This is a genomic window from Actinotalea alkalitolerans (assembly GCF_023369855.1).
In the GTDB taxonomy this organism is placed as follows: domain Bacteria; phylum Actinomycetota; class Actinomycetes; order Actinomycetales; family Cellulomonadaceae; genus Actinotalea.
Genome location: NZ_JAMBPP010000001.1, coordinates 75,654 through 89,497, shown reverse-complemented (window position 1 = coordinate 89,497; position 13,844 = coordinate 75,654). Strand labels below are relative to the sequence as shown.

Annotated in this window: 21 protein-coding genes and 1 pseudogene; 8 read left to right on the top strand and 14 right to left on the bottom strand. The window is 70.8% G+C overall.

The annotated features are described in order from the left end of the window. Window positions 1-2: 2 nt before the first annotated feature. Entirely contained in the window at window positions 3-740 is a 738-nt protein-coding gene (locus M1R94_RS00445) for a cupin domain-containing protein (protein WP_249379693.1), read from the top strand. Here the strand turns inward: M1R94_RS00445 and M1R94_RS00440 are convergent. The 4 genes from M1R94_RS00440 to M1R94_RS00425 form a co-directional block, all read right to left on the bottom strand. Further along, the gene (locus tag M1R94_RS00440; protein ID WP_249379692.1) at window positions 697-1,671 is read right to left on the bottom strand and encodes a DMT family transporter; all 975 of its coding nucleotides are present in this window, start codon (window positions 1,669-1,671) and stop codon (window positions 697-699) included. The two genes, M1R94_RS00445 and M1R94_RS00440, sit on opposite strands and share 44 nt — an antisense overlap. Continuing rightward, window positions 1,668-2,561: a methylated-DNA--[protein]-cysteine S-methyltransferase gene (locus M1R94_RS00435; RefSeq protein ID WP_249379691.1), complete on the bottom strand. Its 894-nt coding sequence runs from the start codon at window positions 2,559-2,561 to the stop codon at window positions 1,668-1,670. The genes M1R94_RS00440 and M1R94_RS00435 overlap by 4 nt, the downstream gene beginning before the upstream one ends. Before the next feature lie 109 nt (window positions 2,562-2,670). Then, on the bottom strand, window positions 2,671-3,639 hold the full coding sequence (locus M1R94_RS00430) for an aldo/keto reductase (protein WP_249379690.1): 969 nt from the start codon (window positions 3,637-3,639) through the stop codon (window positions 2,671-2,673). A gap of 68 nt (window positions 3,640-3,707) precedes the next feature. Beyond that, window positions 3,708-4,160: a hypothetical protein gene (locus M1R94_RS00425; RefSeq protein ID WP_249379689.1), complete on the bottom strand. Its 453-nt coding sequence runs from the start codon at window positions 4,158-4,160 to the stop codon at window positions 3,708-3,710. A gap of 338 nt (window positions 4,161-4,498) precedes the next feature. On the opposite strand from M1R94_RS00425, the gene M1R94_RS00420 reads away from it, so the two are divergent. Together M1R94_RS00420 and M1R94_RS00415 are read left to right on the top strand one after the other, a co-directional pair. Continuing rightward, window positions 4,499-5,044, top strand: a complete 546-nt coding sequence (locus M1R94_RS00420; RefSeq protein WP_249379688.1) for an HIT family protein — start codon at window positions 4,499-4,501, stop codon at window positions 5,042-5,044. Window positions 5,045-5,222: 178 nt separating this feature from the next. Continuing rightward, a pseudogene (locus tag M1R94_RS00415) lies at window positions 5,223-5,354 on the top strand (IS5/IS1182 family transposase); the annotation flags it as partial. Window positions 5,355-5,356: 2 nt separating this feature from the next. Here M1R94_RS00415 and M1R94_RS00410 read toward each other — a convergent pair. The 4 genes from M1R94_RS00410 to M1R94_RS00395 form a co-directional block, all read right to left on the bottom strand. Further along, window positions 5,357-5,803, bottom strand: a complete 447-nt coding sequence (locus tag M1R94_RS00410; RefSeq protein WP_249379687.1) for an NUDIX domain-containing protein — start codon at window positions 5,801-5,803, stop codon at window positions 5,357-5,359. Between the two features lie 38 nt (window positions 5,804-5,841). Next, complete coding sequence (locus tag M1R94_RS00405; RefSeq protein WP_249379686.1) at window positions 5,842-6,600, bottom strand: 2-phosphosulfolactate phosphatase; 759 nt, start codon at window positions 6,598-6,600, stop codon at window positions 5,842-5,844. 74 nt (window positions 6,601-6,674) lie between these two features. After that, on the bottom strand, window positions 6,675-7,112 hold the full coding sequence (locus M1R94_RS00400; protein WP_249379685.1) for a VOC family protein: 438 nt from the start codon (window positions 7,110-7,112) through the stop codon (window positions 6,675-6,677). Window positions 7,113-7,202: 90 nt separating this feature from the next. Beyond that, a complete protein-coding gene (locus M1R94_RS00395) occupies window positions 7,203-7,769 on the bottom strand; it encodes a dihydrofolate reductase family protein (RefSeq protein WP_249379684.1) in 567 nt (188 codons plus the stop codon). Between the two features lie 113 nt (window positions 7,770-7,882). Here M1R94_RS00395 and M1R94_RS00390 point away from each other — a divergent pair, with 113 nt between their 5' ends. Continuing rightward, window positions 7,883-8,617 (top strand): DinB family protein, encoded by a 735-nt coding sequence (locus M1R94_RS00390; RefSeq protein WP_249379683.1) that lies wholly within the window; start codon window positions 7,883-7,885, stop codon window positions 8,615-8,617. A gap of 5 nt (window positions 8,618-8,622) precedes the next feature. Here M1R94_RS00390 and M1R94_RS00385 read toward each other — a convergent pair whose 3' ends face one another. The 3 genes from M1R94_RS00385 to M1R94_RS00375 are packed head-to-tail and all read right to left on the bottom strand — an operon-like array spanning window position 8,623 to window position 9,717. Beyond that, window positions 8,623-9,027 carry an NUDIX hydrolase gene (locus M1R94_RS00385; protein WP_249379682.1) on the bottom strand — a complete coding sequence of 135 codons (405 nt, stop codon included), beginning with the start codon at window positions 9,025-9,027 and terminating at the stop codon, window positions 8,623-8,625. Window positions 9,028-9,086: 59 nt separating this feature from the next. Continuing rightward, entirely contained in the window at window positions 9,087-9,515 is a 429-nt protein-coding gene (locus tag M1R94_RS00380) for a hypothetical protein (RefSeq protein ID WP_249379681.1), read from the bottom strand. Further along, window positions 9,502-9,717 carry a helix-turn-helix transcriptional regulator gene (locus M1R94_RS00375; RefSeq protein WP_283252713.1) on the bottom strand — a complete coding sequence of 72 codons (216 nt, stop codon included), beginning with the start codon at window positions 9,715-9,717 and terminating at the stop codon, window positions 9,502-9,504. The genes M1R94_RS00380 and M1R94_RS00375 overlap by 14 nt, the downstream gene beginning before the upstream one ends. 127 nt (window positions 9,718-9,844) lie before the next feature. Here M1R94_RS00375 and M1R94_RS00370 point away from each other — a divergent pair, with 127 nt between their 5' ends. The 3 genes from M1R94_RS00370 (at window position 9,845) to M1R94_RS00360 (ending at window position 11,685) form a co-directional block, all read left to right on the top strand. Then, on the top strand, window positions 9,845-10,285 hold the full coding sequence (locus tag M1R94_RS00370) for a hypothetical protein (RefSeq protein ID WP_249379680.1): 441 nt from the start codon (window positions 9,845-9,847) through the stop codon (window positions 10,283-10,285). Between the two features lie 76 nt (window positions 10,286-10,361). After that, window positions 10,362-10,787, top strand: a complete 426-nt coding sequence (locus tag M1R94_RS00365) for a hypothetical protein (RefSeq protein ID WP_249379679.1) — start codon at window positions 10,362-10,364, stop codon at window positions 10,785-10,787. Window positions 10,788-10,842: 55 nt separating this feature from the next. Next, window positions 10,843-11,685: an alpha/beta fold hydrolase gene (locus M1R94_RS00360; protein ID WP_249379678.1), complete on the top strand. Its 843-nt coding sequence runs from the start codon at window positions 10,843-10,845 to the stop codon at window positions 11,683-11,685. A gap of 49 nt (window positions 11,686-11,734) precedes the next feature. On the opposite strand, the gene M1R94_RS00355 is transcribed toward M1R94_RS00360, so the two are convergent. Beyond that, entirely contained in the window at window positions 11,735-12,190 is a 456-nt protein-coding gene (locus tag M1R94_RS00355; protein WP_249379677.1) for a hypothetical protein, read from the bottom strand. A gap of 107 nt (window positions 12,191-12,297) precedes the next feature. Here M1R94_RS00355 and M1R94_RS00350 point away from each other — a divergent pair, with 107 nt between their 5' ends. Next, window positions 12,298-12,828: a hypothetical protein gene (locus M1R94_RS00350; protein WP_249379676.1), complete on the top strand. Its 531-nt coding sequence runs from the start codon at window positions 12,298-12,300 to the stop codon at window positions 12,826-12,828. A gap of 31 nt (window positions 12,829-12,859) precedes the next feature. Here the strand turns inward: M1R94_RS00350 and M1R94_RS00345 are convergent, their stop codons facing one another. Then, the gene (locus tag M1R94_RS00345) at window positions 12,860-13,093 is read right to left on the bottom strand and encodes a hypothetical protein (protein WP_249379675.1); all 234 of its coding nucleotides are present in this window, start codon (window positions 13,091-13,093) and stop codon (window positions 12,860-12,862) included. A gap of 79 nt (window positions 13,094-13,172) precedes the next feature. Continuing rightward, window positions 13,173-13,811 carry an LON peptidase substrate-binding domain-containing protein gene (locus tag M1R94_RS00340; RefSeq protein ID WP_249379674.1) on the bottom strand — a complete coding sequence of 213 codons (639 nt, stop codon included), beginning with the start codon at window positions 13,809-13,811 and terminating at the stop codon, window positions 13,173-13,175. Window positions 13,812-13,844 lie beyond the last annotated feature (33 nt).

Below are 13,844 nucleotides of genomic sequence, written 5' to 3'. Positions count from 1 at the left end.
CGGTGAGCCGCACGCCGTTCCCCGGCGGCACCTCGGTGAGCCGGCTGCGGGTCTACGACTGGCCCTCGCCCGACGGCGCCGGGCTGGTCGGCAGCGGCACCCCGCACCTGCACACGGCCTCGGCCGAGGGGTACGTGGTGCTCGGCGGCAGCGGGTCGGTGCAGACGCTGAGCGCCGAGGGCTTCACCGAGACGCCCCTGTCGCCCGGGGTCGTGGTGTGGTTCAGTCCCGGGGTGGTGCACCGCCTGGTCAACGACGGCGGGCTGGACCTCGTGGTGATCATGTCCAACGCGGGGCTGCCCGAGGCCGGGGACGCCGTGCTGACCTTCCCGGCGGAGGTCCTGGCCGACCCTGAGCGCTACCGCGAGGCGGTGACCCTGCCCGTCCAGGACGACGACGCCCCCGACGACGAGCGGGTCGCCGCGGCCGCCCGGACCCGGCGCGACCTGGCCCTGGCGGGGTACGCCGAGCTGCGAGATCGGGTGGAGCGCGACGGTGGCGCGGGGCTGACCGCCCTGCACGCGGCTGCCGCCCGGCTCGTCTCCGACCGCGTCCCCCAGTGGCAGAGGATCGTGCACGAGGGTGTCGAGCGGTCCACCGCCGAGACCCTCGGGGCGCTCGCGGGCCTCGCGCGCGGTGAGGGGACCCACCTGGCCGGGGCGAGCGTCGACTCGACGTCGGCCCGGCCCGGCCCGCTCAGGTACGGGATGTGCGGTCGGCTTCAGACATGGCAGCTGTGACCGGTACGCCGTCCGCCGCGACCGGGACCTCGGGTTCGACGCCGCGTCGTCGACCCCGGCCCTGGGCGAGGGCCACACCGGCCAGCACCACAAGCCCGCCCACGGGCTCGTGCCAGGTGATGCCCTCACCCAGCACCGCGATGCCGACGACCGTCGCGACCAGCGGTGTGAGGTAGGTGACGGTGCTGGCGGTGCTCGCGCCGGCGTGCTTGATCACGTGGTAGTTCAGGACGAAGGCGAACCCCGATCCGAGCGCGCCGAGGGCGACCATCGCCCACACCACCACGGCGGTGACCGGGGCATGCGGGGTGACCCCTGAGACGAGCAGGACGGGGACCATGAGCAGGCAGCCCAGGCTGACCTGACCCGTCGCGAGCGCCACCGGCCCCTCACCGGACCCGGTCAGGTGACGCCTCGAGTAGGGCAGGCCGATGCCGTAGCAGGTCACCGCCCCCAGGCAGGCCAGGACACCGGTCCACTGGCCCGCCGCGAAGCCCTCCCAGACACCGAGGACGACGGCCACACCCAGGAAGCCGAGCAGCAGCCCCATCACCCGGCGTCGCGTGGGCTGCTCCTCGGGGTAGGCCACCAGGATCACCGCGAGGGTGGTCAACGGGGTCGCGGCGTTGATGATCCCCGCGAGGATCGAGGACACGTGCTGCTGACCCACCGCGAACAGCGTGAACGGCACCGCGTTGAGGATCGCCCCGACCACCAGGAGGTGACCCCAGGTGCGCCGCCGTCGGGGGAGCGGGGAGCGCAGCACCGCCGAGAGCACGAGCAGGGCCAGGGCGCCGAGGAACAACCGACCGAAGGCGACCTGCACCGGGGTCAGCGACCGCAGACCCACCTGGACGAAGGCGAACGAGCAGCCCCACACCACGGCGAGCACGAGGTAGGCCAGCACCCAGGTGGGCGGACGGCGGCTCACGCGGGCTGCTCGGCGAGGTGCATCGACTGCTCGACGGCGTCTTCGGTGGCGTGCTCGGCCTGCTCGGTCTCGAGCAGCCGCCGCTTGACCTCCAGGCCCCAGCGGTAGCCGCCAAGGCTCCCGTCGCTGCGCACCACCCGGTGGCAGGGGATCACCAGGGCCACCGGGTTCGCACCGCAGGCGCTCGCGACCGCCCGCACCGCCGCCGGTGCCCCGATGGCCTCGGCGACCTCGGTGTACGAGCGCGTCTGGCCGGCGGGGATGCGACGCAGGGCGTCCCACACCCGGGCCTGGAACGCCGTGCCGTGCAGGTCGACGGGCAGGTCGGTGCGCGGCCGATCACCGCGCGCCAACGCGCGCAGGCCGTCGGCGAGCTCGGCGAGCCCGGTGTCGTCGCGCTCGAGGTGCGCGGCCGGGAACTCCCGCCGCACCTGCTCGAGGAGGAGGTCGACGTCGGGCCCGATGCGGACCGCCGCGAGGCCGAGGTCCCCTGCGACGGCCAGCACCGGGCCGAGGTCGGTGGTCACGGTCGTCCACCGCAGGGTCTGGCCCGCGGCACCGGTGGCGTACTGGTGGGGGTTCATGCCCAGGGTGGGGCTCGCGGTCTCGTAGAAGGAGCGGACCGAGCCGAAGCCCGCTGCGAAGACCGCGTCGGTGACCTGCTCGTGCTCGCGGAGCAGGCGACGCACCTCACCGGCACGGACCGCGTGACCGAACGCCCGCGGGGTGGTGCCCGCGTGGGTGGCGAAGAGGCGCGCGAGCTGACGCTGGCCGCATCCCGTCAGGGTGGCCAGGTCGGCCGCGGGCACCGGACCGCCGGCCTCGATCATGGCGCGGCAGGCGCGGACCACACGGTCGAGGCCAGGTGTCGTGGTCGTGTCGGTGGTCATGGGGATGAGGCTACGGAGCCCCGGGGGTGCGGGGCACTCCGTTTCCGGACATCGACGGGACATCGACGTCTCCGACGTCGACGGCCGGGCGCAGCGGATCGGGGAGCCGTCAGCCGCGCAGGTTCCGCAGCACCTCGGGGACCGCCGCCGCCCCGGTGACCGGGTGGAAGGCCTCGGCGGCCGCCCGCAGCTCGACGACCTCGTCGAGGGTGAGGTCCAGCTCGGCCGCCTCGACGTTGCGCTCGAGCTGCTCGACGCTCGACGCCCCAGGGATCACGACGACGTTCGGCTGGTGCAGCAGCCACGCCAGGGCCACCTGCGCGGGCTGGGCGTCGTGCCGTGACGCGACATCCCGCAGGGTCGCGAAGAGCGGCCGGGCGGCGCGCAGGTTGTCCGGCAGGAACAGCGGGTTCGCCTTGCGCACGGGTCCCGAGGGACGGTTCGACTCGTCGTAGCGGGTCGACAGGAAGCCCATCGCCAGCGGGCTGTACGCGATGATCACGCGGTCGTTCTGCTGGGCGTAGGGCAGCAGGTCGGTCTCCGGCTGGCGGTCGACGAGGCTGTAGCGCACCTGGTTGCTCAGGACCCGTCGGCCCAGCGCGGCCTCGGCGACCCGCCAGCGGCGCAGGTCGTAGTTGCTCACCCCCACGTCCCGGATCACCCCGGCGTCCTGCAGGGCCTCCATCCCCGTCATCAGCACGGTGTCCGGTGTCACCGGGTTGGCCTGGTGCACCTGGTACAGGTCGATGCGGTCGATGCCCAGTCGGTCCCGGCTCGCTCGGCCCTGACGCTCCACCAGACCCTGGACGGGCAGCAGCGGCAGGTACTTGGTCGCCACGTACGCCTCGTCGCGTCGGCCGACGAGTGCCTTCCCCAGGATCCGCTCGGAGCGGCCCATGCCGTAGGCCTCGGCGGTGTCGATGGTCGTCACGCCCAGGTCGAGCGCCCGGTGCACGATCTGCGCCGCACGCGAGTCGGCGTACTCGCCGCCGTAGCCCCACTCACGGGAGCCGAACTGCCAGGTGCCCAGCCCGAGACGGCTGATGCGGGGGGTGTCGGGGAGGTCGAGGTAGCGCATGGTGCCCATGGTGCTCCGGGAGCGGGCCGGGCGCCTCCCCGGCGGCTCGAGGCCCAGCACGGCGCCCCTCAGCGCGCGATGCCTTCCTCGACGGCACGCAGGCCGGCCGCGTCGAGGTGGTCCCTCGCATCGTCGAGGAGGAGGGAGTGGACGCTCGAGCCCGGGTCGGACCAGGTCTCCGGTTCTCCCGACGTTCGGATCACCGCACCGTCGACCACTGTCAGCTCCACCGGGCCTGCTGCGTCGGTGAGCACCACGTCGTGCACCAGGAATCCTCGGAAACCCAGGCCGGCGTCGTCCGGCAGGGCGCCAGCCGATGGCTCGCCCAGCCGCTGGATCGCCTCGACCAGCTCGTCGATCTCCGGATCGGTCATCGTCCAGCGAGGGTTCTCCCGTCCCGAGAACACGTCGACCTCGACCGTCGTCGGCGGCCTGCCGTCGCCATGGGTCGCGCTGCACCCTGCGAAGAGGAACGCGAGGACTGCAAGACCGACCGAGCGGGTGACGGGCCGGGTGGGCATGTGCTCAGCATAGGAACGGACCCGACGCTCGCGTCGCGTGCGGTCGGCCGGAGCAGCGGCAGCAGCGGCCGGGGGACGTCTCAGCTGGCTCGTACCGCAACGCGGATCGCGACTACCTCGCACTGCACGGGATAGGACTCACCGCATCCGTCTTCGATCCACACCTCGACCACGTCCCCGACCCACGTCCGTCTTGCCTGTCCAAGGCGTCGGGCCGGGCGGCTCGGTGCTGGGCTTGGCGCAGCAGGACATCGCCGCAACCACCACGGGCGGAAGGGCTGCTCTACGTGGCGTCCACAGGACCAGTGTGTCGACGGCGTGCGTGGCCTGATCAATCGGTGAGCGTGGATGATCGGTCCTCGGGATGGAACGTGGTGGCACGCCGTCTGGGCGCGCTGGAAGCATCACCGCACATGACCGAGGAAGTGGTGGCCAAGGAGTGTGTCTTCTGCGCCATCGTGGCGCGCCGTGCGGAAGCCAGCATGGTCTTCGAGGACGAGACCGTTGTGGTCTGGATGGACCTGAACCCCGTCACACACGGGCACCTTCTCGTTGTGCCACGTAGGCATGCTGCCGGTCTCGAAGACCTTGATGCAGTCACGAGCGCTCACGTGTGGTCGGTTGGTCAGGACATGGCAAGGGCCCTGCGGCGCTCGAGCCTGGACTGCCGGGGGATCAACTTCGTCGTCTGCGACGGTGAAGCCGCCTTGCAGACGGTCTTCCATTTTCACCTGCACGTCATCCCTCGCTACCCAGGAGATGGCTTGGGAGAACCCTTCAAGGTCGAGACTCACGAACGCGAGAAGTCACTGCGTGACAGCGACGCGCAAGCAGTGGGAGCCGCCATCGCGTCAACGAACCGGGATGTCGCTCCTCGTCCGTGACCAGGGCGTGTCACCCATAGCTGGGGTGAGGCTCGCGGCAGTGTGACGGGAGGACGTCTTCTCGGCGACAACCGCCGGTCGGTCGAGGCGATCGCCTACCAGTACTGCACGGGGATCGCGCGGCGTGACCTGCCGCGCGAGGAGGTCGGCCCTGGCAGACGGCCCGGAAGCGGAACCCCCGCGCACCCATCCCGACGCCGTGATCGCGGACAAGGCGTATTCGGCCGGGACCTATCGGCGCGCGCTGCGCGCCTGCGGGATCACCGTCGTCATCCCGCAGAAGTCCGACGAGATCGCCGCCCGCAAGCGGGCTTACCAGCCGCGCAGGGCCAGCTGCTCGCCACGGGCGATGGCATCCAGGGCCTCTGCGACGTAGTCGACGACGTCGTTCGGCATGGTGGTTCGTGACGTCCACAGGAGATCGTCACACTTGTCCGGCTCGGCAACGGTTGGCTTGCCATGCCACCTGCCGACCGTGAAGAACAAGTGCAGATACTCACGGTCGGCGGCGTGCTCGGGCGCGGCGTGCATCAGCAACGCCAGCCGACAGCTGTCCGGGTCGGCCTCGACCCCTACCTCCTCGCGCAGTTCCCGAACCAACCCGGTGACGGCGTCCTCGTCACCGTCCAGGTGCCCAGCGGGCAGACTCAGTTGCCCGTCGCGGTAGCCCGTGCGCGCCCGTCGGATCATGAGGATCCGCTCGCCGTCGTGGAGGATGCCGTACACGGCAGCGGCAAGGCGGAACGGTTCGGCAGGCACTGTCGGACCCTAGCGAGAGGTCCGTGCGGCGCGGGCGGTTACGGAGCCGAGGGCCGGAACCCGGTCTCGTCGAGCAGCGGGACGGAGCGGCTCGTGCCGAGCTCGGCGGCGACGGCGATGTCGTCGGGGTAACCCATGGCGAGGAGCTCTGCACCGCTGGCGCAGGCCACGAGCCGTGCCACCAGGTCCGACCGGACGTCGTGGAAGGCGCCGGCGGCGGTGGTGGCTTCGGGGGATGCGCTCGTCCAGCCTGCGGCGTGCAGCGCCGACACCACGGCCCCGGCTCCCCAGAGGTCTTCGACGGCGGGCCGCATCCCCCCGCCTGGCCAGCGCTCACCGGCGGCGATGACCGCGACCGTTGCGCCGTCGGGCCCGTGAGCTTCGGTCAGCCACTCGGCCAGAGCGCCTGCGTTTCGTAGTGACCCGGCCAGGACTCTTGAGCCTCGCTCGAACAGGTGGGCGGCGATGGTCGACCCGTTGGGGGACGGGAGGACCAGCCGGGTGACACCCTCGGCGGCTCGGATCGAACCGGGTGACAGGCTGATCTGCCCCGGCCCGGCCTGCGACCGTCCCACCGCCAGGACAGCCCCGTGCTTCGTGGCGTAGGCGGCAGCGCCGTCGGCGGCCCACCGGTAGGGCAGCACGCTGATGCCCGCATCCGCCGCGACCGAGACGCAGGTGGAGAATGACAGGACATCGACCACGATCGCGACGTCGGTGCGACCGATCGCCTCCGCGCCGTCGAGACCCCACTCCATGCGGACCTTGAAGGGAAGCTGCTCGAGCGCCGTGTGCATCCGCAGTCTCCCTCCTGGGCATGTGAACACCTCGGCCAGCCGTGTCGTGCTTCCCGTGGCCCGATCTTCCGCGATCAGCTCTGGTTGAGCGCCTCCGCGAGCATCACGATGATGCCGCTGGGTCCGCGGACGTAGGTCAGCTTGTAGACGTCCCCGTAGGTCGCGACGCCGCGTAGCGGATGGCAGCCGTGGGCTGCGGCGATCTTGAGGGACTCCTCGATGTCGTCGACCGAGAAGGCGACGCGGTGCATGCCGATCTCGTTCGGTCGGGTGGGCTCGGTCTCGATGGCGTCGGGGTGGATGTACTCGAAGAGCTCGAGGCGTCCGTTGCCGTCGGGCGTCTGGAGCATGGCGATCCTGACGTGGTTGCCGTCGAGGCCGACCGCGGTGTCGGCCCACTCCCCGCTGACCGTGTCGCGGCCCAGGACGGTCATCCCCAGGTCGGTGAAGAAGGCGATCGTCGCCTCGAGGTCGCGGACGGCGATGCCGACGTTCTCCAGCGTGATGGGCATGCGTTGCACGCTACCGAGTCCGGACGGGGTCGTCAGGTCCCGAGCCTGGCTGCCCTCTCTCGGCGGCGAGCGCGATGGTCGCGCCACCAGTCAGGTGGCGCCTAGAACCGCGTGGCGCACGTAGATCACACCGTTGTCGAACCGTCGGCTGTCCAGCAGCTCGAGGTCGAGTCGGACGCCCCGCGGCAGTGCGGGCTTGCCGCCGCCCACCGTCACGGGACACAGGAGCAGCACGCACTCGTCGACCAGCCCGTGCCGGAACGCCTCAGCTCCGATGGTCGCGCCGCCGATGCTCAGGTCCGAGCTGGACGTCTCCTTGAGCTGTCGTACCGCCTCGGGCTCGAACTGACGCTCGATCCTCGTGCGTGCCGTCGACACCTCGTCGAGCGTCGAGGAGTAGACGACCTTGTCGGCGTCGCGCCAGATCTCCGCGTACTCGCGGACAACGGGGGGCTCGTCCGTCAACCAGTCGTCGCTCTCCCAGACCCGCATCGTCTCGTACATGCGGCGGCCGTAGAGCGACGTGCCGATGGCGCGCTCGTGCTCGTTCCAGAACGCGTGCACCTCGTCGTCAGGCACGGACCAGTCGAAGGAGCCGGTCTCGTCCTCGAGGTAGCCGTCGAGCGAGGCGTTGGCTGCGTAGATGAGCTTGCCCATGAGTGCCTCCGCCAGGACGAGGGCTACAGCGTGCAGCGTGACGGAGGCACTGGCAAGGTCGGACGACCCCGCTGGTCAGGGGCCGTGTCAGGCCGCGGTGTGATGATGGGGCGATGACGACCTACTCCCGCACGAAGGAGTTCGAGGGCGCGACCTTCGTCAGGGCGAGCTTCAAGGGCGCGACCCTGCGATTCTCCGATGTCAGCGGTGTGACCATGCGCGGCGTCGATGTGAACGGGCTCGACATCGACAGCCATGACCTGTTCTTCGGCAGCCTTCTCGTCAACGGGGTCGACGTGGTGCCGCTCGTGGACGCCGAGCTCAACCGGCAGTTCCCTGGACGCGAGCTGCAGAAGGCGGAGACCCCAGAGGGCCTGCGCGAGGGTTGGGTCGCGGTGCAGGCCGCGTGGCAGACGACTGTGGCTGGGACGCCGCCCGAGCTGGTGGACGCCCACGTCGAGGACGAGTGGTCCTTGGCCCAGACCCTGCGGCACCTCGTCCTGGCGACCGACGCCTGGCTCCGGGGCGGGATCCTGCGGATGGAGCAGCCGCTCCACGAGATCGGCCAGATCTTCACCGGCGCGGAGGAGATGGGCTTCGACATGTCGATCTTCCGCGTCGACCCACCGACCTACGAGGAGATCCTCGCGGTGCGTGCCGAGCGCCAGCGGATGGTGACCGACTTCCTGGCCACGGCCACGGCGGAGCTCCTCGCGGAGGAACGCGACAACCCGTGGGGTGGCGGTGACGACTGGCATCCGAGCGTCGGTGACTGCGTGCGCGTGATCCTCGAGGAAGAGTGGGCGCACCTGCGCTACGTCCGACGGGACCTCGCTCTCCTGCGCTGAGGCAGTCAGGGGTTCTCGGTGTGCACCTGACGCTGCGCCCACTGGGCGATCGCGGCTCGGTAGCCGATCGGCAAGGACAGGCTCGCCAGCTCCGCTTGAGCGATGAAGCGCAGGTCGACGTGCTCCTCGGACAACCGCGCCTCAGCGGCGGCGGAGATCAGGTCGCAGCCATAAGCCAGGATGAGCACCGACCGACCGGGGACGACATCGAAGACGTAGCAGTCGATCAGGGGCCCGACCCTCACCGCCAGACCCGACTCCTCCAGGATCTCGCGGACCAGGCACGCTTCGGGGGACTCGCCGGCTTCCAGCTGACCGCCGGGTAGCTCCCACTCGTCACGGTCGTTGCGGGCGAGCAGAACACGGCCCTCGTCCTGGATGACACCCTTCACCGACACGATCCAGCGCACACGGAAGAACCTACGTCCGGCACGGCTCCCGGACACACGGACATGCCAGGCACCACTGGTCAGCTGCGTCGGGCGATCACGGCGAAGGCGGTCGCCCCCACCGCCAGCTGAGCTACGAGCAGGAAGAACAGCAGCATCGGCACGTCGGCACCCAGGCCGATCGCGATGGCCGCGGCGCCGGTGAGCGGGAGGGCGGCCAGGCCGAGCACCGCGAGTGCTCGGGTCAGCACCCGGTCGTCTCGCTCGTCCCCGGTGAGGGTGAAGGCGCGCTCGAAGGTGGTGGCTCGCTGCGGTGTGCGTGCGGACCGCCAGAGCATCACCGTGGCCGCCGCGAGACCGACGGCGGCACCCTGGAGGAAGCCGGTGCCCATGTTGCCCGGCCCGTGCTCCTGGAGCAGCAGGCCCACGCCGACGACAGCGGCGAGCAGGAGCATGGTCGCCAACAGGGCGGCGGCCTTCTGGCGGGAGGTCAGGTCACGGGTCCACATGGAAGATCTCCTCGACGGTGGTCTGGAAGCGACGCGCGATGGCGATGGCCAGCGGCAGGGACGGGTCGTAGCGACCGGTCTCGATCGAGTTGACGGTCTGGCGCGACACGGACAGCTGCTCACCCAGCTCTCGCTGCGAGAGCCCGGCGGCCACCCGCCGCTGTCTGACGTCGTTGCGCACCCGCGCCTCCGGTCTCTGCATGGTGACGACATGACAAGTACCCTTGACATGCAAGGTAGGCCGCCCGATCGGGAGTGTCAAGCGTCCTTGTCGCCTCCTGGTCTGGGCCGACGACGAGGCCGGCCCCTTTGCGGGCTACGGTGCGCGCATGAGCAACCTCAACGAAGTGGGCGACCGGGACGCGTGGCGCTGCTGGCTCTGCGACGAGCCGGTCGACCCCGAGGGCTCGGTCAACTCCGACCGCGGCCCCAGCGTCGACCTCGGCATCGCGAAGTCCAAGAAGGCGGCGGCAGGTACCGAGAGGCTTGCCCACCGTGCCTGCAACACGCGCAAGGGCGCGGTCAAGCCGGTGGTGGCGTGGTCCCCAGAGCTCTTCGTCGTCGACCCGGCACCGATCGCCGCAACCGTGGAGCGCCTCGGGCGCAAGGGAGGGCGCGAGGTGGTCGCGCGCTGCCCGAGCCGTGCGGACGCCGACCAGGCCGCCACCTGGCTGGTCGACCGGTTGTCCCGTTTCGCTCCCGACCTGGCCGTCACGACGCAGGTCGAGCCGGGCGGCGGCCAGTTCCTGCTGGTGCTGCGGACCGCCTGACGCGTCGCGCGCCCTGCCTGTTGGTCGGAGGCTGCGAAGAGTCGCCAACGACGGGGCCTGGCGGCACGATGACCTGATGGGACCCAGAGCAGAAGTGCCTGCCCGTGTGGCGCTCTTCCACGGATGGACCGAGTCTCCCGTGTGGTATCGCACCCCCGGTGACTCCGGCTGGGTGGACCTGGCGTCGCTGCCCATCTCGAGCCACCTCCGTGAACGCCTCGTCGCGTGGAACGAGTTCGCTGACGTGACGTTGAGCGCCAACAGCTACGAGTGGCCGAACCGCACCGCCGAGTCCGCCTTCATCGCAACAGGTTCAGAGCTCGCCGAAGAGTTGCGTCGGGAGCTGGGCATCGACGTCGTCTACCCGCCCGGCGGAGACGGTGACGCGCCGACCGCACCCGACCGGCCCCTGCCCGGTGCTCAGGAGTGGACGGCCTACGCCCCGTTGAGCGGCGAGACGTTCGGTGGCCCGCAGCCCGGGAGGTTGCGACCAGGCCGATGAGTTCACGCGCGGGCGATGGTCTGACCTGATGCACCAGCCGAGCGAGGAGGACGCAGTGACCCAGCAGACCAGCGCGATCGCCGAGCAGTTGCCGACCACCGGGTACGCCCCCGTGAACGGCATGCAGATGTACTACGAGATCCACGGCGCGGGCGGCATCCCGCTGCTCCTGCTCCACGGTGGTCTGTTCGACATCGACCAGCAGTTCGGCGCGCTGCTGCCGCACCTGTCGCGGGACCGGAAGGTTCTCGCGGTGGACCTCCAGGGTCACGGACGGACCAACGACGTCGACCGCCCCCTGACCGCCGAAGGACTGGCGTCGGACGTGATCGGTCTGCTCGAGCACCTGGATCTCGCCCAGGTCGACGTGTTCGGCTTCAGCGTGGGTGGCGCGGTCGCCCTCCGGCTGGCCATCGATCACCCCGAGCTCGTGCGGCGGCTCGTGGTCTCCTCGGTCTCGTTCCACCCGGACGGAGACCGCGGTGAGAACGCCGAGGCCGTCGCCGAGATGACGGTCGACATGATCGCCGGGACGCCGATGGAGGAGGCGTACCGAGCGAAGTCCCCGCACCCCGACAGGCTGCAGGACCTGCTGACCAAGCTCAGCCACTTCGACGAGGGCTTCCCGGGGTGGTCGGACGACGACATCCGCGGGATCGCCGCACCCACGCTGATCACCGTCGGCGACTGCGACATGGTCCGGCTCGAGCACGCGGTCCGCTTCCTCCAGCTGCGCGGCGGGGACGTCAACGGGGACTTCGAGGGCGTGCCGTCCTCGCAGCTCGCCGTCTTCCCCGGCACGACCCACTTCTTCGGCCTGAGCCGCACGACGATGGTCGCCGACGCCGTGACGACGTTCCTCGACACCGACCCCGCCCCCGCGACGGTCCAGGGCTGAGGGACACCTCAGGCGGCTGGGCCGGCTCGACCGGGCCGGTGGGCGCGCCCTACGTCGGACGCACCTTCTCCCACGCTGCTGCGAGCCTCGCCCGAGGCTCCTCGTCGATCACCGTGTGGAGGTGCTGCTGCTCGTCGTCGGTCGCGCGGACCGCCAGGAAGAAGCGGTGCAACGCCAACCCGGTCAGCTCACCCACCGGGTGACGCATCTTGCGCACCAGCGAGGCGTTCGGATGGCCCGAGGCGAGCGCGTCGGGAAGCGACAGGCGCTCGGCAAGGAGGTCGACCATCTCCGAGGGGAGGTCGTAGTTGAGCAGGAGCCCGCCCGCGACCTCAGGCTCGTTCGTGGTGATGATGGTGAGCAGGACGTCGTGGGGCAGGGCACGGTTCGCCGTGAGGGCATGACGTTCCTCGAGGGTCCCTCGGCTGGCCACGCCCGCTGCGATCAACGGGGGCAGGGCCGGGTCGTCCAGCCGTGTCGCCCATCCCTGCCACCGCTCGCTCATGTCCGTCGCCCATCGCTGTCCTTCGCGCCAGGATCGCATGGCGAGATCCGCATGCGTATCGTGCCTCCCGCGCCGTCACGCCGGCGGTGAACCCAGGGGAGCAGGCGATGGTCAGACGCCGGACGTACGCCTTGACCATCACGGGCGCGCTCGCGGCGCTGGGCGGAGCGTGGCTCGCGGTGGGGCTCAGCCCTCAGCTGGAGCAGGGCAGCGTCGCCTGGGCGTCCGAGGTGATCGACCAGAGCGACGTCGACCTGGGGTGGACGGCTGTCGATCCCGCGCCGGGTGAGGCGCGGATCATGGTGTCCTACCGCAGCACCGGACTGGTTCCCGTCAGCGTGTCCACCGTGCTCGACCAGGCGATGGTCCTGCACTCGGGGGTCAGTGTTGTCGACGAACGTGACGTCCTCCGGCCGGAGCATGCGGCACCTCGAGTGACCGTTCCGCGGGGTGGCTCCGTCGCCGTGTGGCAGACCCTGGGCTTCCCGTGTGTCGACCTCACCGCCGGCAGCGGCGTGGTGGCCGACCATGTCCTCGTCGACGTGACGACGTTGGGGATCACGCGCCGCCTCGAGCTGCCGCTTCTCCCCAGCCCGGTGACGCTACAGACGTCGACCGACCGCAGCTGCCCCGGCTGATCGCGGCCGCGGCAAGCTGCCTGGTCGTCCTTCACACCGAACCGGACTCTGCTCTCGACCTGACCGCGGTGCGGAAGGGTGCGCTGCCCGCCAGGTACGCGGCAGGCCCGATGAGGGGGACGACGAGGATGACGACGAGGTCGAGCAGCCCACCGGCGTGATCGTGCCGCCTCCGGAACCACAGGGTCAGCGCCGCAGCGAGCAGACCAACCTGAGCCAGGACCACCAGGCTCCAGAGGACGTCGTACCAGACGGGTAGGAACACGTTCAGCACCTCGCGCTCACCGTTGAACCGGGAGGCTACCGGTCCGCGGATCTGCCAGGGGCGCCGCGCGACGCCGTCGTCAGTCCGGCTGGTCGTCGCCCCAGTCGGCGGTGAGATGGAGCTCGGCCGCCTGCGTCTCCTCCACGAGCGTGGCGAGCAGCTCGGTGGCGGTCTGTGAGCGCAGCAGGGTGAACTGGTCGAGAGCACCGAGGGGCGCGATGCCGGCGACCTGCCAGAGGCGCTTCGCGGGCTCGGGCGACAGCTCGATGTCAGGGGACCACGGCAGCTCGACGAACTCGCTCGCGCGCCTCAGGGTCGCACGCACCAGGGCCTCTGCGGTGTCCAGGGCGGAGAGGGTCGGTGCGTCGATCTCCAGCGCGTCGAGCACCCGCACCTCGGCGCGGGGGAAGGGGTCGTCCTGGAGCCATCGCACCACCTCGAACCGCTCGGTGCCGGTGGCGAGCAGCACGATCAACCCCTCGCTGATGTCGACCGAGGCGATGTGGGCCACCGTTCCCACCCCGAACCGGACGTCACCACCGCCCACCTCCCAGCCCCGTTCGATCAGCACCACGCCGAACTCGCGCTCGGTGTCTGCGAGCACCGACGAGAGCATCGCGACGTAGCGGGGCTCGAAGACGCGCAGAGGCAAGGGCATGCCGGGGAACAGCACGGAGCCGAGCGGGAACATCGCTAGCTCACGCGTGGCGTCGGGCATGGCTGCGATCCTGCCGCGCCCGGGCCGGTGAAG